Annotated in this window: 23 protein-coding genes; 9 read left to right on the top strand and 14 right to left on the bottom strand. The window is 73.8% G+C overall.

Annotated elements, in window-relative coordinates; translation table 11 throughout:
• Positions 1–18 precede the first annotated feature (18 nt).
• Positions 19–735, bottom strand: a complete 717-nt coding sequence (locus ACZ52J_RS36540; RefSeq protein WP_465625011.1) for an effector-associated constant component EACC1 — start codon at positions 733–735, stop codon at positions 19–21.
• A gap of 318 nt (positions 736–1,053) precedes the next feature.
• On the opposite strand from ACZ52J_RS36540, the gene ACZ52J_RS36545 reads away from it, so the two are divergent.
• Positions 1,054–2,205 (top strand): hypothetical protein, encoded by a 1,152-nt coding sequence (locus ACZ52J_RS36545; protein WP_465625013.1) that lies wholly within the window; start codon positions 1,054–1,056, stop codon positions 2,203–2,205.
• Between the two features lie 170 nt (positions 2,206–2,375).
• Here ACZ52J_RS36545 and ACZ52J_RS36550 read toward each other — a convergent pair whose 3' ends face one another.
• The 7 genes from ACZ52J_RS36550 to ACZ52J_RS36580 all read right to left on the bottom strand — a co-directional run bounded on the left by ACZ52J_RS36550 (position 2,376) and on the right by ACZ52J_RS36580 (position 9,762).
• The gene (locus tag ACZ52J_RS36550) at positions 2,376–2,582 is read right to left on the bottom strand and encodes a cold-shock protein (protein WP_360504783.1); all 207 of its coding nucleotides are present in this window, start codon (positions 2,580–2,582) and stop codon (positions 2,376–2,378) included.
• 345 nt (positions 2,583–2,927) lie between these two features.
• Entirely contained in the window at positions 2,928–4,130 is a 1,203-nt protein-coding gene (locus ACZ52J_RS36555) for a CapA family protein (protein ID WP_465625015.1), read from the bottom strand.
• A 114-nt stretch (positions 4,131–4,244) separates the two neighbouring features.
• Positions 4,245–5,156, bottom strand: coding sequence for an NAD-dependent epimerase/dehydratase family protein (locus tag ACZ52J_RS36560; protein ID WP_465625017.1), 912 nt, complete (start codon positions 5,154–5,156; stop codon positions 4,245–4,247).
• On the bottom strand, positions 5,156–6,292 hold the full coding sequence (locus tag ACZ52J_RS36565; protein ID WP_465625019.1) for a cytochrome P450 family protein: 1,137 nt from the start codon (positions 6,290–6,292) through the stop codon (positions 5,156–5,158). Before ACZ52J_RS36565 ends, ACZ52J_RS36560 begins: the two co-directional genes overlap by 1 nt.
• A 92-nt stretch (positions 6,293–6,384) precedes the next feature.
• The gene (locus ACZ52J_RS36570; protein ID WP_465625021.1) at positions 6,385–7,887 is read right to left on the bottom strand and encodes an AMP-binding protein; all 1,503 of its coding nucleotides are present in this window, start codon (positions 7,885–7,887) and stop codon (positions 6,385–6,387) included.
• A gap of 121 nt (positions 7,888–8,008) precedes the next feature.
• Positions 8,009–8,752 carry a glycosyltransferase family 2 protein gene (locus ACZ52J_RS36575; RefSeq protein WP_465625023.1) on the bottom strand — a complete coding sequence of 248 codons (744 nt, stop codon included), beginning with the start codon at positions 8,750–8,752 and terminating at the stop codon, positions 8,009–8,011.
• Entirely contained in the window at positions 8,749–9,762 is a 1,014-nt protein-coding gene (locus ACZ52J_RS36580) for a 3-oxoacyl-ACP synthase III family protein (protein ID WP_465625025.1), read from the bottom strand. Before ACZ52J_RS36580 ends, ACZ52J_RS36575 begins: the two co-directional genes overlap by 4 nt.
• A 1,020-nt stretch (positions 9,763–10,782) precedes the next feature.
• On the opposite strand from ACZ52J_RS36580, the gene ACZ52J_RS36585 reads away from it, so the two are divergent.
• From ACZ52J_RS36585 to ACZ52J_RS36600, 4 genes are all read left to right on the top strand, one after another.
• Positions 10,783–11,619: a DUF4190 domain-containing protein gene (locus tag ACZ52J_RS36585; RefSeq protein ID WP_465625027.1), complete on the top strand. Its 837-nt coding sequence runs from the start codon at positions 10,783–10,785 to the stop codon at positions 11,617–11,619.
• A 140-nt stretch (positions 11,620–11,759) separates the two neighbouring features.
• Positions 11,760–12,599 carry a DUF4389 domain-containing protein gene (locus tag ACZ52J_RS36590; RefSeq protein WP_465625029.1) on the top strand — a complete coding sequence of 280 codons (840 nt, stop codon included), beginning with the start codon at positions 11,760–11,762 and terminating at the stop codon, positions 12,597–12,599.
• A 126-nt stretch (positions 12,600–12,725) separates the two neighbouring features.
• Positions 12,726–13,187 carry a hypothetical protein gene (locus ACZ52J_RS36595; protein ID WP_360504768.1) on the top strand — a complete coding sequence of 154 codons (462 nt, stop codon included), beginning with the start codon at positions 12,726–12,728 and terminating at the stop codon, positions 13,185–13,187.
• Between the two features lie 188 nt (positions 13,188–13,375).
• Positions 13,376–14,350: a hypothetical protein gene (locus ACZ52J_RS36600; RefSeq protein ID WP_465625031.1), complete on the top strand. Its 975-nt coding sequence runs from the start codon at positions 13,376–13,378 to the stop codon at positions 14,348–14,350.
• 73 nt (positions 14,351–14,423) lie between these two features.
• Here ACZ52J_RS36600 and ACZ52J_RS36605 read toward each other — a convergent pair whose 3' ends face one another.
• Both ACZ52J_RS36605 and ACZ52J_RS36610 read right to left on the bottom strand, forming a co-directional pair.
• Entirely contained in the window at positions 14,424–15,284 is an 861-nt protein-coding gene (locus ACZ52J_RS36605) for a patatin-like phospholipase family protein (protein WP_360504764.1), read from the bottom strand.
• 197 nt (positions 15,285–15,481) lie between these two features.
• A complete protein-coding gene (locus ACZ52J_RS36610; protein WP_360504762.1) occupies positions 15,482–16,084 on the bottom strand; it encodes a TetR/AcrR family transcriptional regulator in 603 nt (200 codons plus the stop codon).
• 123 nt (positions 16,085–16,207) lie between these two features.
• Here ACZ52J_RS36610 and ACZ52J_RS36615 point away from each other — a divergent pair, with 123 nt between their 5' ends.
• On the top strand, positions 16,208–17,317 hold the full coding sequence (locus ACZ52J_RS36615; protein ID WP_465625033.1) for an FAD-dependent oxidoreductase: 1,110 nt from the start codon (positions 16,208–16,210) through the stop codon (positions 17,315–17,317).
• 236 nt (positions 17,318–17,553) lie between these two features.
• Positions 17,554–18,189, top strand: a complete 636-nt coding sequence (locus tag ACZ52J_RS36620; RefSeq protein ID WP_465625035.1) for a DUF6215 domain-containing protein — start codon at positions 17,554–17,556, stop codon at positions 18,187–18,189.
• A gap of 150 nt (positions 18,190–18,339) precedes the next feature.
• Here the strand turns inward: ACZ52J_RS36620 and ACZ52J_RS36625 are convergent, their stop codons facing one another.
• Entirely contained in the window at positions 18,340–19,266 is a 927-nt protein-coding gene (locus ACZ52J_RS36625; RefSeq protein WP_465625037.1) for an alpha/beta hydrolase, read from the bottom strand.
• Between the two features lie 227 nt (positions 19,267–19,493).
• Positions 19,494–20,225, bottom strand: a complete 732-nt coding sequence (locus tag ACZ52J_RS36630; protein WP_465625039.1) for a carbonic anhydrase — start codon at positions 20,223–20,225, stop codon at positions 19,494–19,496.
• Positions 20,226–20,649: 424 nt separating this feature from the next.
• Here ACZ52J_RS36630 and ACZ52J_RS36635 point away from each other — a divergent pair, with 424 nt between their 5' ends.
• On the top strand, positions 20,650–21,816 hold the full coding sequence (locus ACZ52J_RS36635) for an alanine--tRNA ligase-related protein (RefSeq protein ID WP_465625041.1): 1,167 nt from the start codon (positions 20,650–20,652) through the stop codon (positions 21,814–21,816).
• A gap of 93 nt (positions 21,817–21,909) precedes the next feature.
• Here ACZ52J_RS36635 and ACZ52J_RS36640 read toward each other — a convergent pair whose 3' ends face one another.
• Positions 21,910–22,530, bottom strand: a complete 621-nt coding sequence (locus ACZ52J_RS36640; RefSeq protein ID WP_465625043.1) for a hypothetical protein — start codon at positions 22,528–22,530, stop codon at positions 21,910–21,912.
• A 465-nt stretch (positions 22,531–22,995) separates the two neighbouring features.
• Here ACZ52J_RS36640 and ACZ52J_RS36645 point away from each other — a divergent pair, with 465 nt between their 5' ends.
• Positions 22,996–25,023 (top strand): galactose-binding domain-containing protein, encoded by a 2,028-nt coding sequence (locus ACZ52J_RS36645; protein ID WP_465625065.1) that lies wholly within the window; start codon positions 22,996–22,998, stop codon positions 25,021–25,023.
• Between the two features lie 40 nt (positions 25,024–25,063).
• Here the strand turns inward: ACZ52J_RS36645 and ACZ52J_RS36650 are convergent, their stop codons facing one another.
• Positions 25,064–25,492, bottom strand: coding sequence for a hypothetical protein (locus tag ACZ52J_RS36650; RefSeq protein ID WP_465625045.1), 429 nt, complete (start codon positions 25,490–25,492; stop codon positions 25,064–25,066).
• Positions 25,493–25,525 lie beyond the last annotated feature (33 nt).

Here is a 25,525-nt window from a genome sequence, read left to right on the forward strand (position 1 = left end):
CGCGGCTGCGGGGCCGGCTCACGAACTCCAACTCGGCTGACGGCCGGAAGGATCCCGCGCGCAGGCGAGGAAAGGGGTGTACTCGACGACGTAGCGGTGGCCCTGCTGGGAGATCTCCATCACCCGGCCCTTCCAGAGCTTCAGGCTCACCTGCGAGCCGGTCGCCACGGCGTCGTAGAACGCCTGGTCGACCGTGGAGGTGTCGGCGTGGGCCCAATCGCGGGCGATGGTCAGGTCGAAGTCGGTGCCGGTGCCGTCCTTCGTCTGCTTGTCCGTCACCTTCCCGGTCGTCTGCTGGAGACAGTCGCTGCCGGCCACGGCGGCCGGCGTGCAGCAGGTCGTCCCGGGTCCCCTTGGCGAGCCGTCGCAGGACCGGCACCTGCGAAGCCGGGTTGGCCGGGTCCGGGATGGCGGTGATGTGCCGATCAGGATGGCCCGGGAGTCGGCGAACGCGGGTGGTTCGGGCGGCTCACTCATCGTCGTCACCTCGGCCGTCACGTCCGAGCGCCGGGTCCGCAGCCAGACCTCCAGCGCCCTGGCCACCACCGCGCCCGCGCCGCCGGCGCCGAGGGCAACCTCCAGGACCTCATGGACCCCGCCCAACTCCCCGTCGGCGGGCGGGGTCGGGACGGCCCGGACCAGCCCCGCGAGCGCGCGTTCGCGCCGCAGCCAGTCCCACAGCTCCGCCGTCTCCCGCACCTCGTCGCCGCCGGTGATCCTGATCCGCGCGTCCATCGCGCCCCTCCATCGCCTCACGTCCCGGGCACAGGCCTGGGACTTAGCGGGATGATGGCAGGCAGCCGTCGGCCGAGTGGCCAACTTCTGCGGGCCGCCCGGTGACGCGAACGGTCCGGCCGAGCGGGCGAGCGGGATCCGCCGTGCGTTGTCCAGGATCGACGCCTCGCCGCACAATCGTTCGGTAGCCAGGCGCTTTCGGACAGTAGTCGATCGTGTTCCGGACAGACCGTCCGATCTTCGGGAAAGGCGCTCAGCCGGACCGCCACCCTGAGTGCGCCGCGGCCGAGGGAAGGCCCGCGATACCCGGGAGAGCCAGTGCCCGTAACGAAGACCGGCCGGAACGTCGAATCGCTGGTCACCGAGTTGTCCGAAGTCCGCACGCAACTGGACGGGCTCCCCGCCCGGTACCAGGAGATGATCAGCGGACTGCTCGCCTCCGTTCGGGCCGAACTGACCGAGCACCGCGACCGGTTCATCGGAGTCCTGCGCGCCGAGCAGACCGAGGCCGCCAAGCTCCGCAAGGACAACTCCGCGCAGCAGCACCGCATCGAGGAACTCCTCGCCGACCTCGCCCAGGCCCGCCTCGACCTCGCCCAGGCCGGTCACCCCGGCCACCCCGATCGCCTCGGCGCACCAGCCGCGCAGCAGCAGCTGGTGGAACCCGACGCCACCGCGGTGCAACCCGGCCCCGGTGCCTTCGACGAGCAGGACCTCGTCCCCGCCCGCCTCGAGGCCGACGACTCCGTTCCGGGCCCCGCCCCGGACCCGACCACCATCACCACCAGCACGGAGGAACCAGCCATGACCGAGCCCACCCCCCGGCCCGGCGCCGAAGACGTCCCCCCGGCCGTACGCGACTACATCCGGCAGGTCCTGGCCGAGCAACTCCACGCTTCCCCCGCGCCCCAGGAACCGGCCGCCGACACGTCGGCCGCGCCGGAGCAGGCCCGCACCACCACGGCCGGGGCTCCGCTGCGGCCGCCGGCGGGTGGCACCAGCGACCTCATCCCGCCCACGATGGCCTGGCCCGCCCACGTCGCCACCCTGCGCAAGGCCTCGGCCGTCCACAAGCTCGTCATCGCCTGCCACCCGCACACCTGGGACTTCCTCGCCGGTCAGGTCCGCACCGCAGGCACCGACGACCGAAACCCGCACTTCACCGACCCGGCCGGCATCGACCGCGACCAGCGCCGCGACTGGGAACGAGGCGGCACCGACCTCGACAAGCACCCCGACACCGTCCTGTCCGGCCGCAGTGCGGTCGCGCTGCTCAACGCCCTGCACACGACGGTGCACCGGGGCCTGGACGCCGAGCGCAGCATCGAGACGTGGTCGCTGGCCGTGACCGCGTACGAGCGGATCGCCGAGGTCGTCAATGCGACCCGGCCGGGAACGGGCACGCCGGACGGCCCGGACAATCGGCCCCGGGTGGTGCTGGACGACCGCAGCCCCGGCGCGGGCCACTGACGCTGCCGCGCACGCTTCCCGGGCCGGGCCGGGCCGGGCCGGGCCGGCGCCCTGCCGCTGCCCGCCCCACAACACGCAGGGGTGTCCTCGAAGCCGTCGGACGGCTTCGAGGACACCCCTGTGCCTTGTGCACGGGCCCTGACCAGGCATTCCGGCCCGGTCGAAGATCCCTAGCTGATACGGGTGACGTTCTCCGCCTGTGGTCCCTTGGGACCCTGCACGAGGCCGTACTCGACGGCCTCGCCCTCGACCAGTTCCTTGAAGCCCGACCCCTGGATCGCGGAGAAGTGGACGAACACGTCCGGGCCGCCATCGTCCTGCTGGATGAAGCCGAAGCCCTTCTCCGCGTTGAACCACTTCACAACGCCTGTTGCCATCGGTGCTGTCCCTCGTCTCAATCCACGGCATGAGAGCCACGCCGACCGCAGCCTCAGCTCGGCTCCGGCACCTGATCATTCTCCTCCCGACGCGGTCTCGAACCAAGCGGGACCGCCGGTGTCGGCGGCCGGGTTGGTGCGGGCGGAGCAGTCGTCGACCTCCGGGCCCGTGCCGCCCGGCACCGGGACGCCGATCCCGCACCGTCGATCCGTGGCTCTCGGGTTCGAATGCCGTCCGCCGTCGGTGTGAACACCACCTCCGGAACTCGGTCGCTTCAGTAGCTGAAAGGCTCATCCACTCCACCCTGCCGGAAAGCAATAGCGGCCCGCGGGCCGCCACCGGGTTCAGGGGACCATGGCTAGCCCCGACGTGGCGGCGCCCCGGCTGAGCACCGCCGAGCGGATGTGCTCCAGGGCCCGGGCGTAGTCGGCGCGGCCGGGGTTGCGGCGGGCGGCCTGGCGTAGGTCGAGGACGCGGTAGGGCGGCCCTAGGTCCGTCACCTGGGGGATGAACTCGGCCTTGGCGACCGTCCACCGCTGCCCCTGCGCGCCCGGCGGGGTGAAGGTGAACCGGGCGATGGAGCTCCAGTTGCCGCGTGGATCCTCGGCGCCGTCGTAGGTGAACATGTGCCCGGCGAGCTGGTCGCCGAGGCCGTACACCGTCCAGGTGTCGTTGATCTTCTCGTAGGCCTGCGGGATGTGGGCGTGGGTGCCGAGGATCAGGTCGATGTCGGGCCGGCCCGCGCCCTGCCCGGCGGCCAGTTCGCGGGCCAGCGTGAGCTGCTGGTCGTTCGGCGCGTCCTGCCACTCGGTGCCCCAGTGGATGCTCACCACCACGAGGTCCGCACCGCTCGCCCGGGCGGCGCGCGCGTCGGCGAGCATCCGGTCCCGGTCGATCAGGTTCACCGCCCAGGGCCGGCCTGTGGGCAGCGGAATTCCGTTGGTGCCGTAGGTGTAGGCGAGGTGCGCGACGGTGGCGCCGCCGGCCCGGAGCAGCGCGGGCCTTCCGGCCTCGGCCTCGTCGCGGGCGGAGCCGGTGTGCGCCAGGCCCACGGCGTCCATGGCGTCGAGCGTGCGCCGGATGCCGTCCGGGCCGTCGTCGAGGGTGTGGTTGGAGGCGGTGTCACAGGCGGTGTAGCCGGCGTCCTTGAGGGCGGCAGCGACCTGCGGCGGAGATTTGAACGCCGGGTAGCCGGTGAACGGCCCGCCGTCGACGCCGTAGACGGTCTCCATGTGGCAGATGGCGAGGTCCGCGCCGCTGATCAGCGGTTTGACGTCGGCGAACATCGGGCGGAAGTCGTATCCGTCCCCGCCGGCGTCCTCCTTGGCCTGCCGGATGATCTCGGTGTGCGGCAGCACGTCGCCGGTGGCGACCAGGGTGAACGCCCGCGGCCCGGTCGGGGACGGGGTGGCGGTGGCACCGGCGGGCGCAGCGACGGTGGGGCTCCGGCCGGCCGCCGACGGCGCCGTCGGGGAGCCGCAGCCTGCGGGGGCGAGGAGCAGCGCGACGGCCATGGTGACGGCCGGTCGGCGGGGCAGACGCATCATCGTCTCGTCTCATGATCGGAAGGTGTCATCGGCCTTCCGACTATGCGACGCCCCGGCCGCTCCCCCTCGACCCCACGCCGACGGACCCGTCGGGGCGCTGTCCCTTCGGCCCGATCAGCGGTCGAGGCGGGGGCAGCGGTAGTCGGCGAGGCCGTGGGCGGGGTGCCAGCCCTGGGCGTGGGCGCGGGTGAGGTCGAGGACGACGCCGCGGGTGAGGAGGTCGACGGTGTAGGGAGTGAGGCCGGGGACGCGGCCGGTGCGGGCGGCGATGCGGGCAAGAGGGGCGGGGAGGTGGGCGATGCGGGCGGGGAGGCGGTGGGCGGTGAGGACGTGGCGTAGGGCGTCGTCGCGGCGGTAGGGGGTGGCATCGGCGATGTTGTAGGCGCCGGGCGGCCAGGGCGGGGTGCCGGTGAGGCCGAGGGCGGCCAGGCAGGCGTCGGTGAGGTTGGCGACGGCGGTCAGGCTGAGCGGGATGTCGGGGCCGGGCAGTGGCAGCACGCCGTGCCGAGCGCGGGCGAGCAGTTGCGGGACGAGGTGGGGGTCGCCGTACCCGTAGACGGCGCGGGGGCGCAGGACGACGGCGCCGGCCGCGAGGGCGAGTCGTTCGGCGGCGGCCTTGGTGCGGCCGTAGGCGTTGAGGTGGCCGGCGGTGGTGGGGTGGTCCTCGGTGAGGGCGGGTGTTGTTCTCCCGGTGGTGCGCGGGTCGTAGACGCTGGCGCTGCTGACGTGGACGAGGGGGCGGCCGGCGGCGGCGCGCAGGACGCGCTCGGTGCCGGTGACGTTGACGGCGTGCTGGTGGGCTTCGGCGGGGTGACCCGGGGGCAGGTCGGCGACGGCGGCGGCACAGTGGACGACGAGGTCGGCGCCGGTGAAGTCGGGTTCGCCCGCGGTGGCGTCCCAGGGGGAGTGGCGGCCGACCGGGCCGGGGCGGCGGCCGTGGCAGGTGACGTCCAGGCCCAGGGCGGCAGCGGTGCGGGCGAGGTGGGCGCCGCAGAAGCCGGTCGCGCCGGTGATCGAGACGCGCATCAGGGCCTTCCCCGTCGGAGGGTGAGTTCGGCGTAGCCGGGCAGGGCGGATCGGCAGTCGACCCGGGCGCGGGTGACGACCGGCCGGTGAGGAGCCAACGCGAGGAGCACGTCGGCGAGTTGGGTGCGGGCCAGGCCCGCACCGGGGCAGGCGTGCGGTCCGGCGCCGAAGACGGCCTGGGCGGCGGCCGGGTCGGTGGCGTGGGCGGCGGGCTGGGCGGCTGGATCGGTGGCGTGGCCGGCGGACGGGTCGTAGGCAGGGGTGCGGAGGTGGGCCCCGGCGGCGTGCCGGGCGACCAGGATCAGCCGGTCGCCGGCCCGTACGGGGTGCCCGGCGAGCGTGGCGTCGGCGGCGGCGACCCGGGGCAGCAGCGGGGACGGCGCGGTCAGGCGCAGGAGTTCGGCGGCCAGGCGCGGCGCGGTCGCCTCGCTCACGGCCGGCCAGAGCCCGGCGTCGGCGCACCAGGCGACCGCCCGGGGCAGGGCGGCCACGGTGGTGTTCACGGCGGCGACGGCCACCATGGCGTCGCGCGCGTCGGGTAGCAGGGCGGTGAGCCGGGCCGCGGCGTCGGCCGTGCCCGGGCCGCCGCGGCGGAGGCGCAGGCGGAGACGGGGGCCGGGAAGGTGGTCGCGGGCGGCGTGGGCGGCGGCCTCGGCCGCGGCGTGGGCGAGCTGGTGCGGGCAGCCCGTCGCGCCGGTCAGGGCGGCGGTCGTGACACCGGCCAGTTCGCGGGCCAGGGCGACGAGTTCGAGCTCGCCGTCGGCCAGGTCCGGGATCCGTCTGGTGAGCAACGCCTGCCAGTGGGGGCGGATCCGCTGCTGCGCGGCGGCGTTGAGCCCGCCGGCCAGGGTGCGGCGGGCGACGCGGTGCTCGGCGCCGTCCTGGTCGAACAGGAGGCCGCCGTCGGTGAGTTCGGCCGCCGCGCCGCCGGTGGTGCCGGGTGCGGTGCGGTCCAGCGGCACCCGAGTGAGTGCCTCGCGGTAGGCCTCGCCGCCGTGCACGAGCACGGTTCGGCCGAGCCGGACCGCCGGGCGGCGGCGGGTGGCGGCGAGCAGGGCGAAGAGCACCGGGTGGCTGCGCAGGTAGACCCGGCGGTCGCGGCGGCGGGCCCGGCGGGCGGCGGCGGGTGGGGGCATCGGACGGGTTGGCTGGTCGGACGGCGGCTGGGTCGGCTGGTCGGTCGGCTGGTGGGTCGGCTGGTGGGTCGGCTGGTGGGTCGGCTAGTGGGTCACCGGGCCAGCTCCCGGGCGCAGTGCGCGGCGGCCGCCGCGCGGTCGGGCTTGCGGGAGCGGCCGGCGAGCGGGACCTCGCCGAACAGGACGGCGTCGGGCCGGGCCGCGCTCATCCGGTCGAGCGGCCGACGCAGGTCCTCGCGCAGCCGTCGCGGGTCGGTGCCCGGGGCCGGCTGGACCAGGGCGACCAGCCGCTCGTCGCCGTCCCCGGCCGGCACGCCGACCAGGACGGCGAGTTCGACACCCGGCAGGTGCAGCGCGGGTTCGTACAGGCCGGGGTAGATGTTCTCGGCGCGGCGCAGCACCATGTCCTTGAGGCGTCCGGCGAGCACGATGCGGCCGTCCGGGGTGAGGGCGGCGCGGTCGCCGGTGCGCACCCAGGGGTCGGGCTCCTCGCCGAGGTAGCGGTGCTGGGCGCCGGGGCCGGTGAGCAGCAGTTCACCGCCGGTGCCGGTGCCGGTGTTGGTGTCGATGCGGGCGCGGACGCCGGGCAGGGGTGCGCCGACCAGGTCGCCGTCCCCGCCGTGGGCACTCTTGTCCGCCTCCTCGACCGCGGCGGCGGGGAACAGTTCGGTCAACGCGTAGACGCTCCAGGCCTGGTGGGCGCCGGACTGCTTGACGCGGCGCAGCAGGCCGGCGTCGGCGGGGGCGGAGCCGGTCCAGACCCGGCCGGTGAAGCGGGCCCCGGCGGCGAGGGCGGCGCGCAGCTGCGGCGGGGTGAGATAGGTGTGGGCGGGGGCGAGCCGGGCGAGCTGGCGGCCGAGCGCGGCGGGGCGACGGGCGGGCAGGACGACGGCGGCGCCTGCGGCGAGTGCCGGGACGAGGACGAAGAAGGTCCCGCCGAGGACGACCGTCCCGGGGCGCGGGTCGACCAGGTCGGCGACGGTGCGCAGCCCGGCGGCCAGGCCGTCCCGGGTGTGCACGACGGCGCGCGGGCGGGCGGTGGTGCCGGAGGTGAAGACGATCACCGCGTCTCCGTTGCGGTCGTCGTCGTCGCCCGGCGGGGGAGCGGTGGGCGGGGCGGTACCGGCCGGGCGCAGGCGCGGTGCGCAGCCGGGCAGCCGGCGGCCCAGGGTGGCGACCGGCCCGAGCGCGGCGAGGCAGGGCAGCGCCAGGTCGGCGCGGCGGGCGAAGGGCCCGGCCCAGCCGGCCACGGCCTGGGCGGCCGCGTCGGCGAGGACGAGATCGGGGCGGGCCAGGGCGAGCCGGGCGGCGAGCACGTCGGGCCCGGCGGTCGGGTCGAGGACGGCGATGCGCAGGCCCAGCCGGTGTGCGGCGAGCATGACGGCGAGCGCGCGCGGCCCCGGGCGGACGGCGACGCCGACGGTCGCGCCGGGGCCCAGGCCGTGGGCGTGCAGCGCGGCGGCGTAGCCGTCGGCCAGGTCGGCGAGTTCGCCGCGGCGGATCACCGGTCGGATGGCGCCGGTTCGGGTGTGGCGCAGGACGGCGGGCCGGTCGGGGTGGTCGGTGCGCAGGACGTGGGCGAGGCGGTCGAGCACGGCAGGGGCTGCTTTCGGGGCGCGGGATCGGCAGGACGGACGTCGGGACGGCGTACGTCGGGGCGGCGGAAACCGCCGGTCACCAGCAGTCATCGGCTATCGCCGACTGTCACCGGCCGGTTCAGCGGACGTCGACGGGGCGCGGGTCGGCGCCGCGTTCCAGGTACCAGCGGGCGGTGCCCACCACGCCGTACGCGCGGATCCGCCGGGTGGAGTTCTGCACCACCATGTCGCGGCGGCGCACCACCGCCGTGGTGTGGCGGCGGACCGTGTTGAGGAACGCCCGGTCGGTGGGGGAGGGCCGGCGGGGCATGCCGCCGACGGCCAGGTACAGCTCGGCGGTGATCGCCATGTTGTTGCCCGCGTGCATCCGGTACGGCGTCAGGTAGCCGTGCCGGCGGCGGTGGGCGGGCCGGATCCGGCCGAAGAAGGCGCCGAGCGCGACCAGGACCAGGAACACCGCGCTCCCGGCCGGCCCGTGCTCGTCGCGGCGGGCGGTGACCCGGCCGCAGACCAGGCCGCCGGAGGCGACCAGAGCGGCCCGGGCCGCGGCCGTCCAGCCGGGTTCGGGCAGGCAGTCCGCGTCGGTGCGGGCGAGCAGGGCGGCGCCGCGGGCGATGGCGTGGCGGAAGGCGGTGTCCACCGCCGAGCCGACGCCCTTGTCCGGCTCGACCACCACCTCGACCGGGAACGGCGCGTGGGCGGCGAAGGCGCGGACGGCGGCGACGGTGCCGTCGGTGGAGCCGTTGTCGGCGACGAGCAGGGTGAAGTCGCGGTCGCGCTGGGCGGCGAGGGCGCGCAGCACGCCCCCGATCCGGGCCTCCTCCTGGAAGGCGGGGACCACCACCCACAGGTCGGTCCTCACGACGCTTCCCAGACCACGGCCATCAGGCTGACGCCGCCGCCGAGCCCGACCAGCAGGACCTTGTCGCCGGGCGCCAACGTGCCGCGAATCCGGTCGAGTTGCACGCCCAGCGTGGCGCTGGCGATGTTGCCGAGCTCCGGCACGGTGAGCACCAGCTTCTCCGGCGGCACCCCGGTCAGCTCGACGAAGCGCTCCAGGTACGGGACCGTCACCTGGTGCACCAGGACCCGGGCGTAGTCGTCCCAGCCGAGGCCGGTGCGGGCGGCGAGCCGGGCCAGGACGGCGGGGCCGATCTCCTCGAAGATGCCGCGCAGCTCCTTGCCGCCGCCCCGGAAGTAGCTGTGCTCGTCGCCGCGCGGGTGCCGGGAGCCGCCGCCGGGGATGCCGCCGGCCTCCCAGTGCTCCGAGGCGGTGGCGGTCTCGACCTCCAGGATGCCGCCGTGCTCCACGGCCTCGACGACGACGGCCGCCCCGGCGTCGCCGAAGGTGTAGCCGGCGAAGCCGTCCCGGACCTCCTGCGGGGAGGACGGCGTGCGGCGCATCGCCCGGCTGGGCGTCTCGCCGGTGACGACCAGCGCGCGCCGGGCCCGTCCGGCCAGGATCATCGCGCGGGCCAGGTCGATCCCGTTGAGGAAGCTGTTGCAGGCGTTGCTGACGTCCAACGCGTGCGCACGCGTGCCGAGTTCGGCCTGCACGATGTGCGCGGTGGCCGGCTCGCACACGTCCCGGGTGGCGGAGGCGAACAGCAGCAGGTCCACGTCTTGCGGCTGCAGCCCGCGAGCGGCGAGCGCGCGCCGCGCCGCGCCGACGGCAAGGGTGGAGGCGAACTCGTCGTCGCCGGCGAAGTGCCGGGTGCGGATGCCGGTCGCCTTCTCGAACATCCGCTCCGGCAGGGCCAGTCGGCCGCCCGCGGTGACCTCGTCCTGGAGCTGCCCGGAGGTGAGCCGGCGGGCCGGCAGATGGGAGCCGACGGCGGTGATGCCGATCCTCGGTATCGCTGCTGGTTGCATGCCCCCATGCTCCGGCCGGACCCGGCCGCCCGGCCTGAGTACGGGTACTCAGCCAGGCCCGACCGCCTACCCGACCGGGCCTGGGCAACCCGCCGCATCCCGCCCCCGGGCAGCGAGGGACCGCCGTTCACAGTACGTTCGGTCGTGGCCTTCTCCATCGGATCCCTTCCATGGCCGGCCGCTGATTGTCGCGCCCGTGGTGCTGAACTGAGTGATCGGCAGGCGCTGTGGCAAGCCGCGCCGATATGACGCTTCGCTGTCAGTCGTGCGCGGATTGCGAAGCGTCGTTCAGTGGCGGCGGGCGGATGGCATGGATACGACGTCGCTGCCGTCATGGCGGCGTCGTCACGAGTAGCTGGTTCGCCTCATCCGGCTCGACGCGACCACGCTGAACCACGCCGCGCTCTACCTCCTCGCGGGCGCCGCGCTCACCGGGCTCGGCTTCCACGGGGTCAACCGCCGCGCTACCTGACCGGTCGGGCGCCGACGAACCTCGCCTGCGGGTCCTGGGTCGGGCTGCGGACCGCGGTGTGGGGGCCGTTTCCGGGCGCCTGTATGTTGATCACGCGCCGGCCCTGGTGGTGTCCCGTCCCGGGGGTGCCGGCGTGCGGGTGCGGCCCGGGCTGGTGACCGCTCTCGCGGGGAGGCCGGGGCCGCCGTCGCCGGGGCGTCAGGAAGACCTCGACCCGGGGCTGGACGGCCGCTCGTCATCTGAACGTTCTCGAAGGATCCCGTATGACCGTTTCCGTCCCGCCCGACAGCCCGCAGTCTGCCGAGGGGTCGGCCGACAGCAGCCCGCAGTCTGCCGAGGGGTCGGCCGACAGCAACCCGTGGGCGCCGCCGGACCCGGGTCAGGGCAAGTCTCCGGCGCCGGGCGGGGCCACGGTCCCTGCGCCTACGCCTACGCCTACGCCTGCCGTCGCGACTGCTGCCGTACCTGCCGCGGCCCCCGGAGAGGTCCCGGCCCCTGCCGCTGCCCCCGGGCAGGCCCCGGGTGTGCCGTACTGGCCGCCGTATCCGATGCCGGCGCCGCAGCCCCGCAACGGCCTGGGCACCGCGGCGATGGTGCTCGGGATCGTCGGTACGGTCCTCGGCCTCGCCGTCGTCCTGTTCTGGCTGTCCTGGCTGCCGGCCCTGCTCGCCGTGGTCTTCGGTGCCATCGGCCTGGGCCACGTGCGCAAGGGCGTGGCGACCAACCGGGCGAATGCGCTCGCGGGCGTGATCCTGGGTGTCACCGGCCTGCTGGTCTCGGTCGGTGCCGGGGCGTTCGTCGTGGTACGGGTGCAGGCGGTCAACGAGGAGCGGCGGGCGGAGGCGGATGCCGCACGCGCTCGCGCCGAGGCCGCGATCCAGGCCGCCCAGGAACGGGCGGCGAAGGAGAAGGAGCGGGTCGAGGCCGAGCAGAAGAGGGTCGAGGCCGAGCGGGAGAAGGCGGCCGCGGACGAGCGGGCCCGGCGCCTGTCGTTCGGCCAGTCCTACACGTACGGGGACGGGCTGAAGGTCACGATGGCCGTGCCGGTGCCGTACGTGCCGAGCGAGACGGTGTTCGAGGCCCCCAAGAACGCCAGGATCATCCAGGTGAAGATCACCGTCGTCAACACCGGATCCCAGGAGCTCTCCCTGTACGGATCGGGCATGCCGTTCGTCAGGGACGCCAAGGGCGGCCTCGTCTACTCGCTGATCGACGGGAGCAACCGGCTGAAGGTCCTCGCCGGCTCCCTGTCGCCGGGCCAGGAGGCGACCGGCCTGTCCGCGTACGCCCTGCCGATCGGCGCGGCGGATCCCTTCACCGTCGAGTTCAACTACGGCTCCGGGCTGCAGCGCAAGAACGTCATCTGGTCGGGCTCGCCCGACTGACCCGGCCCCCGCAGGTTGCGAAGCGCTGACCCGTCCGGCGCAGCGTGGCGCGCGGGCCGGGCGGGGTGCTGCGATCTTCGGAGGACGCCCGGCCGCGTCCGACCTCCGGGCCCCGTCGTCCCGAGACCGTGGAGGCCCGGATGTGGCAGGCACCCCCCGCCCCCGTCAGCCGTGAGTGGCTCCCGGTGCTGGACATGCCGGCGGCCGGTGCACAGAACCGTTGGACGGTGCTGCTGCGCGTGCTGCTGCTGATCCCCCAGTTCGTGGTGGTGTGGCTGCTGTCGGTGGTGGCGTTCTTCGTCACCGTCATCGGCTGGTTCGGCGCGCTGGTGCTCGGTCGGCTGCCCGGCTTCGCGGTGGACTACCTCACCGCGTTCGTTCCGTACGAGACCCGCTTCGCCGCCTACCTGATGCTCACCGTGGACCGCTACCCGCCGTTCCGGTTCGACGCCCCCGACCACCCCGTGCAGGTCGGACTGCGGCCGGGCGAGCTGAACCGGCTCGCCGTCCTCTTCCGCATCGTCCTCGTCATCCCCGCCGCGATCGTGCAGGGCCTGCTGTACGCGGGCTGGTGGATGGTGTCGTTCGTGATCTGGCTCGTGGTGCTGGTCCTCGGCCGGATGCCGCAGCCGCTGTACGAGGCGACGACCGCGATCCTGCGCTACCGGATGCGCTGCACCGCCTACTTCGTGATGCTCTCCTCCGCCTACCCCAAGCGCCTGTTCGGCGAGGAGCCGGGCAGCGAGCCGGACGGCCCGGTGTCGGCCACCCGCCCGCTCGTCCTGAGCGGCGCCGGACGCGGCCTGCTCGTCGTCTTCATCCTCCTCGGCGTGGTCTCCTGGGCGACGAGCTCGATCACCACCTCGGTGAACTCGGACGACGGCGCCGACGACACCACCAACCCGACCCAGCACGTCATCGCCCCCCTCGTGCCGGGCCCCGCCGACCGCGCGTTCCGGAACCCGACGGGCCGGTCGTAAGCCGCTGGTAGCTGCTCGCAGCCACTGGTAGCCGGTCGTAGTCGCTGGTAGCCGTTCGTTTCACGGGGATCGGGGCAGCGCCGTACGGGTGGTCGGCCGGCTCGTGATCTTCGCTAGCCTGAGCGAATGACCGACAAATTGGTGAACCGTTACCGCCAGGCCGTGGAACCGCTCTTGGAAGCGGGCGAGCGGACGCTGGACGTGGCTACCGTCTACCCGGTGGCCGGGGCCAAGGGCCTGGGGGACGGGGCGGGCGCGAAACTCGGGAACAGGCTGGCGAGGGTCGGCGCGGTCGCGGGGGAGACGGGCAGCCTGGCGCACGGCTTCCCGACCGGTGCCGGTACGGCGATCCACAAGCTGCTCGTGGTCACCGACCGGCGCGTCGCGTTCGTCTCGGCGCGCGACATCCGGAAGGCCGGCGAGGTGTTGTGGCACGTACCGCGCCACCTGGTCACGCGGATCGAACGCCGTCCGAGGCTGCAGGCGATGGCCCGGTTCCGGCTGCACTTCGCGGACGGATCGGCGGTCGCGGCTCTCACCCCGAGGCGGCGCACCATCGAGGCCCTGGCGGACCAGCTGGGACGGTAGGCAGGGCACAGGCCCAGCGGGTTGAAGGGGGGCCGAACACCTCCCGGCTGCCGGTGGACTCTTCACCCTGGCCGCCCCCGCGAAGGCCGCCCCCGCGAAGGCATCGACTTTCCGTTATCGATGCCGGGCCTTCCGGATCTCCTGGGCATCGCGGCCTGATCGGCCGAAGGGCGCAGGAAAGGTTCGCAGTGAGCAATCGTTGGATGGGACACCGCTTCCTCTGGGCCTGTTCGCTCGTGCTGGCCGTCGGTTCGATCGCCCTGCTCGTGCTGCCTGCGCGAAGCTCGTCCGCGAACTCCGCGAACTCCGCGAACTCCGCGAACTCCGCGAACTCCGCGAACTCCGCGAACTCCGCGCACACCGAGCACTCCGGAATGCCGGGTATGGACCACGGCACGACGGCGACACCCGGCGTGACCGGCGCAGCGGGGATGCCCGGCATGCCGGCCGGAGAGGGGCTCGCCGCCGAGAGCGACGGCTACCGCCTTGACTCGCGGGCCACCGGACTCCCGGCCGGCCAGGCGGTGAGCTATCCGTTCACCGTCGTCGGGCCGGACGGAAAGCCGGTCACCGACTTCGCCGAAGTCCAGGGCAAGCAACTGCACTTCTATGCGATCCGCTCGGACCTCACCGGCTACCAGCACCTTCACCCCACGATGGCCGCCGACGGCACCTGGGCCGCCGACCTGGCTGCCCTCGAACCGGGCGACTGGCGGCTGTACGCCTCCTTCACACCGAACACCGGCCCCCGCAAGGGCAGCGAATTCGTCCTCAGCCGCACCGTGACGGTGCCCGGCGACGCGGCCCCGGCGCCTCTGCCCGCCGTCACCGACAGCACCACGGTCGACGGGTACACCGTCGCCGTCCGGGGCGACCTGACGGCCGGTCGGGCAGGCCCGCTCACCGTCACGATCAGCGAGGACGGCCGACCGGTCACCGACCTGCAGCCGTACCTCGACAGCTACGCCCACCTCAGCGCCTTCCACGAGGGGGACCAGGCGCTGGCCCACCTCCACCCCATCACCCGCGTCAACGGGGATCACGGCGGGCCGACGCTGACCTTCTACGCCCTGCTTGGCAGGCCCGGGAACTGGCGGGTCTTCCTGCAGTTCCAGACCGACGGACGCGTGCACACCGCGGTCCTCACGCTGCGCGTCGGCTGACGCTCCAGCCGTCGGTGCCGCAGGGCGGGGCGGCGGCCCGATCGGTTGGCGTCGCCGTTATCCGCCCCGCCGCTCACTCCCCGGTCGTGCGCCGCGCCGGCCAGGTGCGGGCGAGCGAGGCGGCGAGGGCCGTGCCCTGCCGGTGGCCGGCGCGGGCGGCGGCGGGGCGCCGGGCGTTGGCGGTCAGGTCGCGTCCCATGGCGCGGCGGGCGTCGGTGTCAGGGGTGATCAGGGTGGTGCGCGCGCCGGCGGCGCGCAGTTCCATTGTCTGCTGCTGGGCGCTGGGGTGCGGCCCGACAGCGGTGGGCACGGGCGAGACGGCCAGCACCTGCCGGTGGCCGGCGGCCAGTTGGAGGTTGCCGGTGGAGCGGGTGCCGCCGTCGATCCATCGTCGCCCGAGGGCGGTGGTGGGCGGCCAGACCAGCGGGACGGCGCAGCTGGCGGCGACCGCGTCGGCGAGGTCGAGGCCGGAGCCCGCGTCGAAGGCTTCGACGCTGCCGGTCTCCGCGTCCACGGCGGTGATGCGCAGCGTCGTCTGCGCGGGCCAGGCGGTGGCGTCGCGCAGCAGGGTGCGTACGGTGTCGTGGAGGTCGTGGGCGGGGGTGGTGCGCGCGGTCAGGGCGGCGTGGCCCAGGCGCCGGACGGAGCGTTCCGGGTCGCGGGTGGCGAGGGCCGCCCACAGGAAGCGCAGGGTCTGTGCGGCGGTGACACCCATCTCGACCCGGTCGAGGCCGGCCAGTTGACGTTCGTACAGGTCGCGGGCGGGTTCGCCGCTCGCGAGGCGGGCGCCGAAGACGGCTCCGGCCGAGGTGCCGATGACGGTGTCGGCGGCCGTCAGGTCGATTCCGCCGTCGGCGAGGCCCGCGAGTACGCCGGTCAGCCACGCACCGCCGACCGGTCCGCCGCCGCCCAGCACCAGCGCCGTCCCGTTCATGGCACTCCTCTCCCCTGGCCGCGAATCGGGGACTGATCCCCGTTTCACCTTGAGTGTGAGGGTACACCGGCAGCGGGCGGCGCACGTTGGCCCCGCCTTGCGGGCCCCGATCGGGTGTCAGTGGCGGGTTTCGATTGCCGTAGCCGTAGCCGTAGCCGTAGCCGTAGCCGGGCCCGCCGGGGCCTTCGCGGAGCGGGTCAGTTGCCCGGGTGGGAGGCTGCCCAGCCGTGTTCGAGGAGTGCGAAGGCTTCGTCGGCGGCTCGGCGCGGTTCGGCGTGGCGCAGGATGAGGCTGCGGGCCTCGAGGGCGAAGCGGGCCAGGGCGGCGCAGCTGACGTCGTCCTCGGGTGCGCCCACGGCCTCGGCGATGGCCCGGGTCAGGGCGGCTTCGTGGCGGGTCCACATGCGGTGGGCGTAGTCGCGCAGTGCGGGGGTGTCCTCCACCAGGCGGGTGAAGTCGGCGAATCGCGGGTCCGCGGCGTGGATGGAGAGCTGGGTCTGCTTCAGCAGGAGGTGCTCGCGCAGCGCCTGCGGGATGGACCGGCCCGGGGGGCGTTCGCGTACGGCGGCGACGAGGGATGCTTCCAGGTCGTCGTCCTGGTCGAAGACCAGGGCTTCCTTGCCGGAGAAGTGCTTGAACAGGGTGGTCACCGAGACGTCGGCGGCGTCGGCGATGTCCTTGACGCCGACCTGGTCGTAGCCGTGTTCGAGGAAAAGCTCGAGTGCGGCGTCGGCCAGGGACTGGCGGGTCTGGGCCTTCTTGCGCTCGCGGCGCCCGGTCGGTTCGGTCGGTTCGGTCACTCGCCCACCGTACCCCATGGTGCATCCACTGCAAAAGTTTAGTCATTGCGCTTTTTTAGTGAGTGTGGTTTCTTGGTGGTGCCGGGCTCCCGGCAACTCATCCACCTCCCGAAGGACACTCCCGTGAACTCTGCCCGTGACCCCCGCATCGCGATCGTCGGCGCCGGCCTCGGCGGCCTCACCTGCGCCCGAGTCCTCCAGCAGCACGGCCGCTCCGTCACCGTCTTCGAACGCGAGGCATCCGCCGACGCCCGCCCCCAGGGCGGCACCCTCGACATGCACCCCGACACCGGCCAGGCCGCCCTGCGCTCGGCGGGACTCCTCGACCGGTTCCACGCCCTTGCCCGCCCCGAGGGAGACGAGTGGCGCGTCCTCGACTTCGCCACCGGCGCCCTCATCGCGCAGCAGGGGCCCTCCGCCGACGGCGGCCGCCCCGAGATCGACCGGGGCCAACTGCGCGGTCTGCTCCTGGACTCGATCACCGAGGGCACCGTGCGGTGGGACCGCGCCGTCCGTGGGGTCACCCCGCTGCCGGACGGCACCTGCCGACTGCTCCTCGCCGACGGCACCGCCGAGGACTTCGACCTGGTGGTCGGCGCCGACGGCGCCTGGTCGCGCGTACGCCCGGCCCTGTCGCACGCCGCACCCGGCTACACCGGCGTCACCTTCGTCGAGACCGGATTCGACCACTGCGACACCCGCCACCGCGACCTCGCGCGAATGGTCGGCAACGGATCGATGCTGGCCAAGGGAACCGGCCGGACCCTGGTCGCCCAGCGCAACAGCAACGGCCACATCCGCGCCTACATCGCGCTGCGCGCGCCGCAGGACTGGCACGCGGTCGCCGGTGTCGACCTCGGCGACCGGCAGGCCGTACGCACCCACCTGCTGGGGATGTTCGACGGCTGGGACGAGAGCCTGCGCTACCTCCTGCGCGACAGCGACAACGGATACGTCAACCGGCCCCTGTTCGTCCTGCCCGCCTCGCACACCTGGGAGCACGTTCCCGGCGTCACGCTGCTCGGCGACGCCGCACACCTGATGCCCCCGGTCGGGCTGGGCGCCAACCTCGCCATGCTCGACGGCTCCGACCTCGCCCACGCCCTCGTGACCGAAGCCGGCGTCGACGACGCCGTCCGCGCCTACGAGAGCGTCATGCTGCCGCGCTCGATCGAAGCCGCGACGGCCAGCGCGCAGGGGCTCGACCACCTCGTCCCCGCGACGACCCCCTGAGCGGACTCCAGCGCCCAGGCCCCACCGCCCCGGCCGCGCCGCCCCGGCCCCACCGCCCCCGGCCGCACTGTCCCCGGTTCCGGCGGCGAGGGCAGGGAACCCATGACCGCGCAGGTCAGGGGGTCGGGTGTCGGCGGACCTCGTGGTCGTGGCGCTAGCGCGGCACCGTAAGATCGTCTCCGCTCACGGCTCCCCGAGTGGCCGAGGACGAGCGTTCCGGGGAGGGGGATCCCAAGATGGAAACCGGCAAGGACCACGACAGAACGAACCGCGTCGTGGTGGTCGCGGCGGTTGCGTCGGTGCTGGCCTTCGGCACCGTGGCCGCCCTGTGGGGGCTGGGCGTCCTCAGGGAGAACCGGACGCCGGCGACATGCAGCGGGCCCGGACCCAACGACCCCGCGGCGGCGTACCAGGCGCTGTGCGCCGCGCTCAACCGCCCTGATCTGCCGACCCTGCTCGGCACGCCGGACGACCACGTCTCGACCGCGCAGCCCGGGACCTTCGCCAACGGGGTGGCGATGGCGGAGGTGCGCCTGCAGCGCAGTGTCGTCGGCGTCTCGGACAGTCAGACCTCGGTCTGGTCGATGGCCGACACCCAGCAGTTCCACGCCGAGCGGGCCACCGTTCTCGGTCACCCCGCGGTGACCTACTCCGGTCACGCGCTGAAACTCTTCCCCTCGAACGGGAAGTCCGGCGGGGACGGCCCCGTCACGCGGAACATCGTCGTCGCGTGGGATCCCAAGGACCCCGGCGGCCGGGCCTACGAGTTCACCGTCTTCCGGCAGGACGGCCAGGCCCCCGACGACGCCGCTCTGCGCCGGGTCGCCGAAACGGTGCTGCCGACCCTCCCGGGCTGGGTCGCCGCCCAGTAGGTCCGCGCCACGGCCGACACCGTGAGGCGGCGGCGAGGGGGAGGGGCGAACTGCGGGCGAGCACCGCGAGCGGGGCCGGCAGCTCGTACGCCAGCCCCTTCGCGACGACCCCGTGCCGCCCCCGCCCCCGCCGCCCGCCGCCGCCCGCGGTCAGCTTTCGGCACCCAGGTGGACCGTGAAGAACTCGGCCAGCTTGTCGACGGTCGGGTCGATGTACTCCTCCCGGTCGTAGAGGTCGACGTGGCTCGCGCCCTCGATCCGGTACAACTCCTTGGGTCCGGTGGCCCGTTGGTGCGCCTCGACAGCCATCCAGGAGGTGACGGCACGCTCGCCGACGATCTGCAGCATCGGGCGGGGGCCGATCAGCGGGACGGCGAAGAACGGGTCGTAACAGGCCAGCCTGTCGATGCTCTCCCAGGCCAGGAACTTCGCGGACCGCTCGTGCTCGCCGCGCGAAGTGCAGTAGTACTCGAAGCCCTCGGCGCCGTGCTCGCCGCCGAGCGCGCCCGCCTGCTCGGCCGTCTGCGGGAACATCGTCATCACGCCGGGGTCCTGGCCGCGGGCGGCGGCGGTGCGGGCCCGGGCGGCCGCGTCCAGCAGGGCCCGGAAGACCGCCGGGTCCTGGCCGCCGTCGGCCCCCAGCCGGAACTGGCGGGAGGGATCGGCGGTGCACACGGCGGCCACCGCCCGGACCCGGCGGTCACCGCCGGTGGCGGCCAGCGAGTAGCCGCCGGACGCGCAGATGCCGAGCAGGCCGATCCGCCCTTCGGCGACCTCCTCACGGGTGACCAGGTACGACACCGCGGCCTTGAAGTCCTCCACACGCTGGGCCGGGTCCTCCAGCCCTCGAGGCAGCCCCCCCGACTCGCCCTGGTGGGCCGCGTCGAAGGCGAGGGTGACGAACCCGCGCTCGGCCATCCGCCGCGCGTACGCGCCGGAGGTCTGTTCCTTCACCCCCGTGCCCGGGTGGCCGACCACCAGCGCCGCAAGCGGGCCGGGCGCCGGATCGTCGGGGATGTACAGGTGCGCGGCGATCTCGATGCCGGCGCTGTCGAAACTGATGTCGGACCTGGCCATGCGGGCACTCTTCCTGTCGGTCGGCTCGTCGCCTGCTCGTCGGCTCCGCCCCCGTTCCGGGCGGGCGTCGCCCCGGACCTCACTCTGGGCCCGGGAAGAGGCCGGCGGAACAGTCAAATGACGCTGCGCCCGACAGGCCGCGCGCACCGACGTTGCGTCATCCGCACGACACCACGCCGCCCCGGCCGCGCGAACGGCGCCCCGGCGCGTACGGCTCGTCCGGCGGGTCAGGGCGTGCCGGACAGGACTTCCACCGCGCCCGTGTCGAGCGAGTAGTAGGCGCCGACCACGGCGAGGGAGCCCTTCTCCACGAGTGGGGCCAGGTCCTGGTTGGAACGCAGATCGGCCGCGGTCAGCGTGACCTGGGCGCGGGCCATGGTCTCGACCGGGTCGGCGCCGCCTTCCCGGGCCGCCTGTTCGTACGCCGGCTGCAGGGCCTTGACGATCGCCTGCAGGTTGCCGGGCAGCGGTTTGTTGTCACGGAGGGACTCGTACGCCGCCTTGACGGCGCCGCAGCGCTGATGACCGAGGACCACGACGAGGGGGGTGGCACTCGTCATGGGCCCGTACTCGACGGATCCGGTGACCACCGGGCCGACCGCTTCCCCGCCCGTGCGCATCACGTAGAGGTCGCCCAGGCCGGTGTCGAAGAGGAGCTCGGGCGGCACCCGCGAGTCGATGCACGAGAGGATCGCCCCGAAGGGCTCCTGTTCCTGGGCGACGAACTGACGCCGGTTCGGATCCCGGTCGGGGTGGTGGAGGTCTCCGCTCACCCAGCGCTTGTTGCCGTCCATCAGCCTCGTGAACGCCGCGGCGGGCGTGGTGGGCCGTGCCTGCGGCGAAGCACTGGTCGAGGACGAGGCCGCCCTCGTCGCCGCGCACCCCGTGAGCGCGGCCGCGGCGCCCGCGAGGCCGCCGGCAATCAGCGTCCTACGACCCGGGTGTCCGGTTCTTTCCATCGGTTGATCCCCTCGATGCCGCTCGGACACGTTCCGTGCCTCGACCGGGCCGATTGTCCAGCGGGGTGCGGGTGGCCCGGCGGAAGGCGCAAGCGGGAGCGGGCCACATTGCCGCGAACGGCCCACGGAACCCGCTCGGGCAGCCCGTCGGGCCGTCCGGGCGGAAAATCGGGTGCCCCGGGGCGCCGGCCGCGTTACCCTCGCTGCCATGAACGTCACCGGCCCGATCACCGCCACCGCGCGAGCGACCAGCTCGCCGGTTGCCGCCGCCTGACGTACCCCTCCCCACGGCGACCGGAAACGGTCCGCCGGTGGTGGCTTCGAGGTGTTTCCTCCTCGGTTCCGATGATCGCGTGGACCTGTTGTCCGGTGCGTCGTCCCCTGACACACGCGACTCACGCGACTCACGCCAAGGAGCCACCCCGTGAACACCGACCAGCTCGTCCGCACCTTCATCGAGTACTTCGAGGAGCGCGGCCACCGCCGGATCACCGGCTCGACCCTGCTGCCCCCGCCCGGAGACCCGGTGCTGTTCACCACCTCCGGCATGCACCCCCTCACGCCCTACCTGGAGGGGCGCCCGCACCCGCTCGGCAGGCGGCTGGTCAACGTCCAGCGCTGCCTGCGCACCACGGACCTCGACGAGGTCGGCGACCGCACCCACCTGACCGTCTTCGAGATGCTCGGCACCTGGTCCCTCGGCGACTACGAGGGCCCGCAGAGCCTCGACTGGGGCTACGGGCTGCTCACCGACGGGCTCGGCATCGACCCCGGCCGGCTCCATGTCACCGTCTTCGGCGGCGACGACCGGGTCGGCCCGGACACCGGCTCGCTGGAGCTGTGGCAGGACCGCGGCGTGCCGGTCGAACTCACCGTCGAGGACAACTGGTGGTCCAACGGGCCGACCGGCCCGTGCGGCCCGGACTCGGAGATCTTCCTGTGGACCGGCGACACCCCGCCGCAGTCGACACCCACCCGGGACGACCGCTGGGTGGAGGTGTGGAACCACGTGATGATGCGCCACCGGCGCCTCGACGACGGCACACTCGTCCCGCTGCCCCAACGCAACGTCGACACCGGACTCGGCCTGGAACGGCTCTCCTCGCTGCTGCAGGGCCGGACGTCGGTCTTCGAGTGCGACGTCTTCGACCCCTGGCGCCGCCTCGTCCCGCCCCTGTGGCAGCTGGACGAACCGTCACTGCGGCTGGTCTGCGACCACCTGCGCTCGGGCATCGTCGTCATCGGCGACGGCGTCCGCCCGTCCAACACCGGCCGCGGCTACGTGCTGCGCCGTCTGGTACGCCGGGTGCTCACGGTGCTCCGCCGGGACGACCCGCGGCGCGGACTCGGCGACCTGCCGCTCGAGTTGGTCCGGCACACCCTGGACCGCTTCCGCCAGGACGTGGACCCGGAGTCCGTGCGCCGGGTGCTGCTCGACGAGGAACTCCGGTTCGACCGCCTCCTGGAACGCGGCCGCCGGGTGCTCTCCCGCCCCCGCTTCCGCGGCCCGCTGACCGAGGACGACCTCCACTACCTCCACGACACCCACGGCCTGCCGCGCGACCTCGTCCTGGACCTGCGGTCGCGGTGACGGTGCAACCGACGCGGGGCGCGTCCTCGGATCGCTCGGATCCGAGGACGCGCCCCGGCCGCTCTCCCGGGATCCGCCCTTCGTCGTCCCGGGTCAGCCGACGGGCGTTCGCTGCTTGCGCCAGCGGGCCTTGTGGAAGATCGGTTCGACGGCGACGACGCAGAACGCGTGCATGGGCCGGTTCGTGCCATGGGGGTCGAAGAATCCGACCATGTCGCCGAGGAAGCTCTCGCCGTGCCGATGGACGTGGCTGTCCTGGGCGACTTGGTCGCCGACGGCGGTGAGCCAGTCGCCGATCCAGAACAGGAGTTCGGCGCGGGCGGTGATGATGATCGTCGCGGCGTGCTCGGCGAAGCGGGCGGGGTGGCGATCGGCTCGGCGACGGACGTCGTCGGGCCGATCGTGCGACCGTGCCGCCGGGGCGGTCACCGTCAAGGGCGCCGAGGCGCGGCGCATCCCGTGCCGCAGACCCGGCCAGTCGGAAGGCCGCAGTCCCGTGTCCTCACGGGCCAGGAGCACGGGCCGCGGCCGGGCGTCGCCGCCGCCGAGGGAGGTCACCAGTCGGTCGGCCGGCGGGACCGGGATGTGGATCGCGCTGTGCGGGCTCGTCGCGGCGACGCGGAACAGGGCGCCGAGGCGGAGGAGATCGGCGCGGTTCGCGTACAGATAGCCCACCTGGCTGTCGGGCGGGAGGACGAACGTGTTCCGGAGCATGGGACCGGTGCTCAGGATCCGGCCGAGCCCCGATCCGAGGCCGGATCCTGGTCCCGATCCGAGGTCGGGTCCGAGGCCTGATCCTGGACCGGCAATCGGGTGGCTCGTCAGTTGCAGCCGCATCCGCCCGTCGTCAACCCCCATGTGCCCAGTACAGCACGCGTGCCGGCGGCCTCAAGCTCCTTTTGCGAAGCCCCGCACCCGCATCCCTCGCCACGGAGGGCCGACGCCCGGCCCACGCACGGCTATTGACTCCCAGTCCAACAACGGCGATCCTCGTCACACCGAGTGCGCGGTCCATGACAACCGGCCCGGACGGGTCGGTCCGCGCGTCCCGGACGGTGCCCGGTGCCCGGCCGCGCCACCCCCTCACCTCGGACCCGGGTGGTGACCATGCACCAACTCCGCAGCAGCAGGCGCGGATTCGTCGCACTTCTGGCCGCACTCCTCACATTGGCCGCCATGATGCTCGCCGCTCCGGCGCCCGCGGCGCCGGGCGGGGGCGCCGGGACCGGCGAGACCGACGGGACGGGTGGGACGGGCTGGTGGACCCCGACCGCACGGCCCGTGCCCGACTCGCAGATCGACGTCACGGGCGAGCCGTTCCGCGGGACCGACGCCCAGGGCAAGGTCCGGGGCTTCGTCGACGCGCACGACCACATCATGGCCAACGAGGCCTTCGGCGGCCGACTCATCTGCGGCAAGTCCTTCTCCGCAGCCGGGATCGCGGACGCGCTGAAGGACTGCCCCGAGCACTACCCCGACGGCTCGCTCGCCATCTTCGACTTCGTCACCAAGGGCGGCGACGGCAAGCACGACCCGGTCGGCTGGCCGACCTTCAAGGACTGGCCGGCCCACGACTCGCTGACCCACCAGCAGAACTACTACGCCTGGATCGAACGCGCCTGGCGCGGCGGCCAGCGGGTCCTCGTCAACGACCTGGTCACCAACGGGGTGATCTGCTCGGTCTACTTCTTCAAGGACCGCAGCTGCGACGAGATGACCTCCATCCGGCTCCAGGCGCAGAAGACGTACGAGCTGCAGGCGTACGTCGACACGATGTACGGCGGGCCGGGCAAGGGCTGGTTCCGGATCGTCACCGACAGCACGCAGGCCCGCGAGGTGATCGAGCAGGGCAAGCTGGCCGTCGTCCTCGGTGTGGAGACCTCCGAGCCGTTCGGCTGCAAGCAGATCCTCGACGTCGCCCAGTGCGGAAAGGCCGACATCGACCGCGGCCTGGACGAGCTGTACGGGCTGGGCGTGCGCAGCATGTTCCTCTGCCACAAGTTCGACAACGCGCTCTGCGGGGTGCGTTTCGACGAGGGTGCGCTCGGGACGGCCATCAACGTCGGCCAGTTCCTCTCGACCGGCACCTTCTGGAAGACCGAGAAGTGCGCCGGGCCGCAGCACGACAACCCGATCGGCCTCGCCCCGGCGCCCGAGGCGCAGAAGCAGCTCCCGGCGGGGGTGGCGGTGCCGGCCTACGCCGGCGACGCGCAGTGCAACAGCCGCGGACTGACCGACCTCGGCGAGTACGCGGTGCGCGGGCTGATGAAACGCAAGATGATGCTCGAGGTCGACCACATGAGCGTCAAAGCGGCCGGGCGGTCCTTCGACATCCTGGAGTCCGAGTCCTACCCGGGCGTGCTCTCCTCGCACAGCTGGATGGACCTCGACTGGATCGAGCGGGTCTACCAGCTCGGCGGCTTCGTCGCCCAGTACATGAACGGCGCCGAGGCGTTCAGCGCGGAGGCCAAGCGCACCGACGCGCTGCGCGCCAAGTACCACGTGGGGTACGGCTACGGCACCGACATGAACGGCGTCGGCGGCTGGCCCGGCCCGCGCGGGGCGGACACCGCGAACCCGGTGCGCTACCCGTTCCGCAGCGCGGACGGCGGGTCCCTCATCGACCGCCAGACCACCGGCGCGCGCACCTGGGACATCAACACGGACGGCGCCGCGCACTACGGCCTGGTACCGGACTGGTTGGAGGACATCCGGCAGGTCGGCGGCCAGGGCGTGGTGGACGACCTCTTCCACGGAGCCGAGTCCTACCTCACCACCTGGGGGGCCTCGGAGCGGCACCGGGCCACGGTGAACCTGGCCGCGGGCCGCCCGGCCACGGCCAGCACCACCGAGTGGTGGAACCCGTTCGTCAGCTACGCGCCCGGCCGGGCGGTGGACGGCGACCCGGGTACCCGCTGGGCCAGCGAGTGGAGCGACGACCAGTGGCTCCAGGTCGACCTCGGGTCCACCAACCTCGTCGGGCGCGTCACGCTGGACTGGGAACGCGCCTACGCGCGGGCGTACCGGATCGAGGTCTCCACCGACGGAAGCAACTGGCAGCCGGTGTGGTCCACCACCACCGGCGACGGCGGCCTGGACACCGCACGGTTCGCCGGCGTCCCGGCCCGCCACGTCCGCATCCACGGGGTGCAGCGCGGCACCCAGTGGGGCTACTCGTTGCACGAGGTCGGCGTCTACAGCAGCTAGGCACCGGGCCACTGTTGGGCGGGGTCGGGGTCCGTGGGCCTCACCGCTCCCGGAACTCGCCCTCGCCCGGAGCCGACTCCCATCCGGTGCGGCCCGTCCGCGCGATCCGGCGCCGGGACCGTTCGGCCCGGTCCGTCACCTCGAACCAGACCAGCACGACGACAGCCAGGACGGCCAACCCGGCAGGTGCGAAGGCCCACACGGTACGGGAGTACAACCAGAGCAACAGGCCGAGGGCGGCCGAGCCGAGGATGGCGTACGAGAGCCCCAGCCGGCTGCCGGGCGAGCTGCGGTGGATCTCCTCGATCTGCGCAGCGGCGTCGCCCTCGGCGCCGCCGGTGAACTCGCCGGGGTCGAAGAAGTAGGGTTCGATGTCGCCCTCCTCCCAGCCCCGTTCCGCCCGGACCGCCCGCCTGCGGAAGCCGCGGCGCCGCGGGCCGTCGGGTGCCGCGTTGTACCCGCTGCTCATTCGCTCCTCCTCCTGGGGGCGCTGCGCCCGGCC

The organism is Kitasatospora sp. NPDC034035, assembly GCF_055575755.1.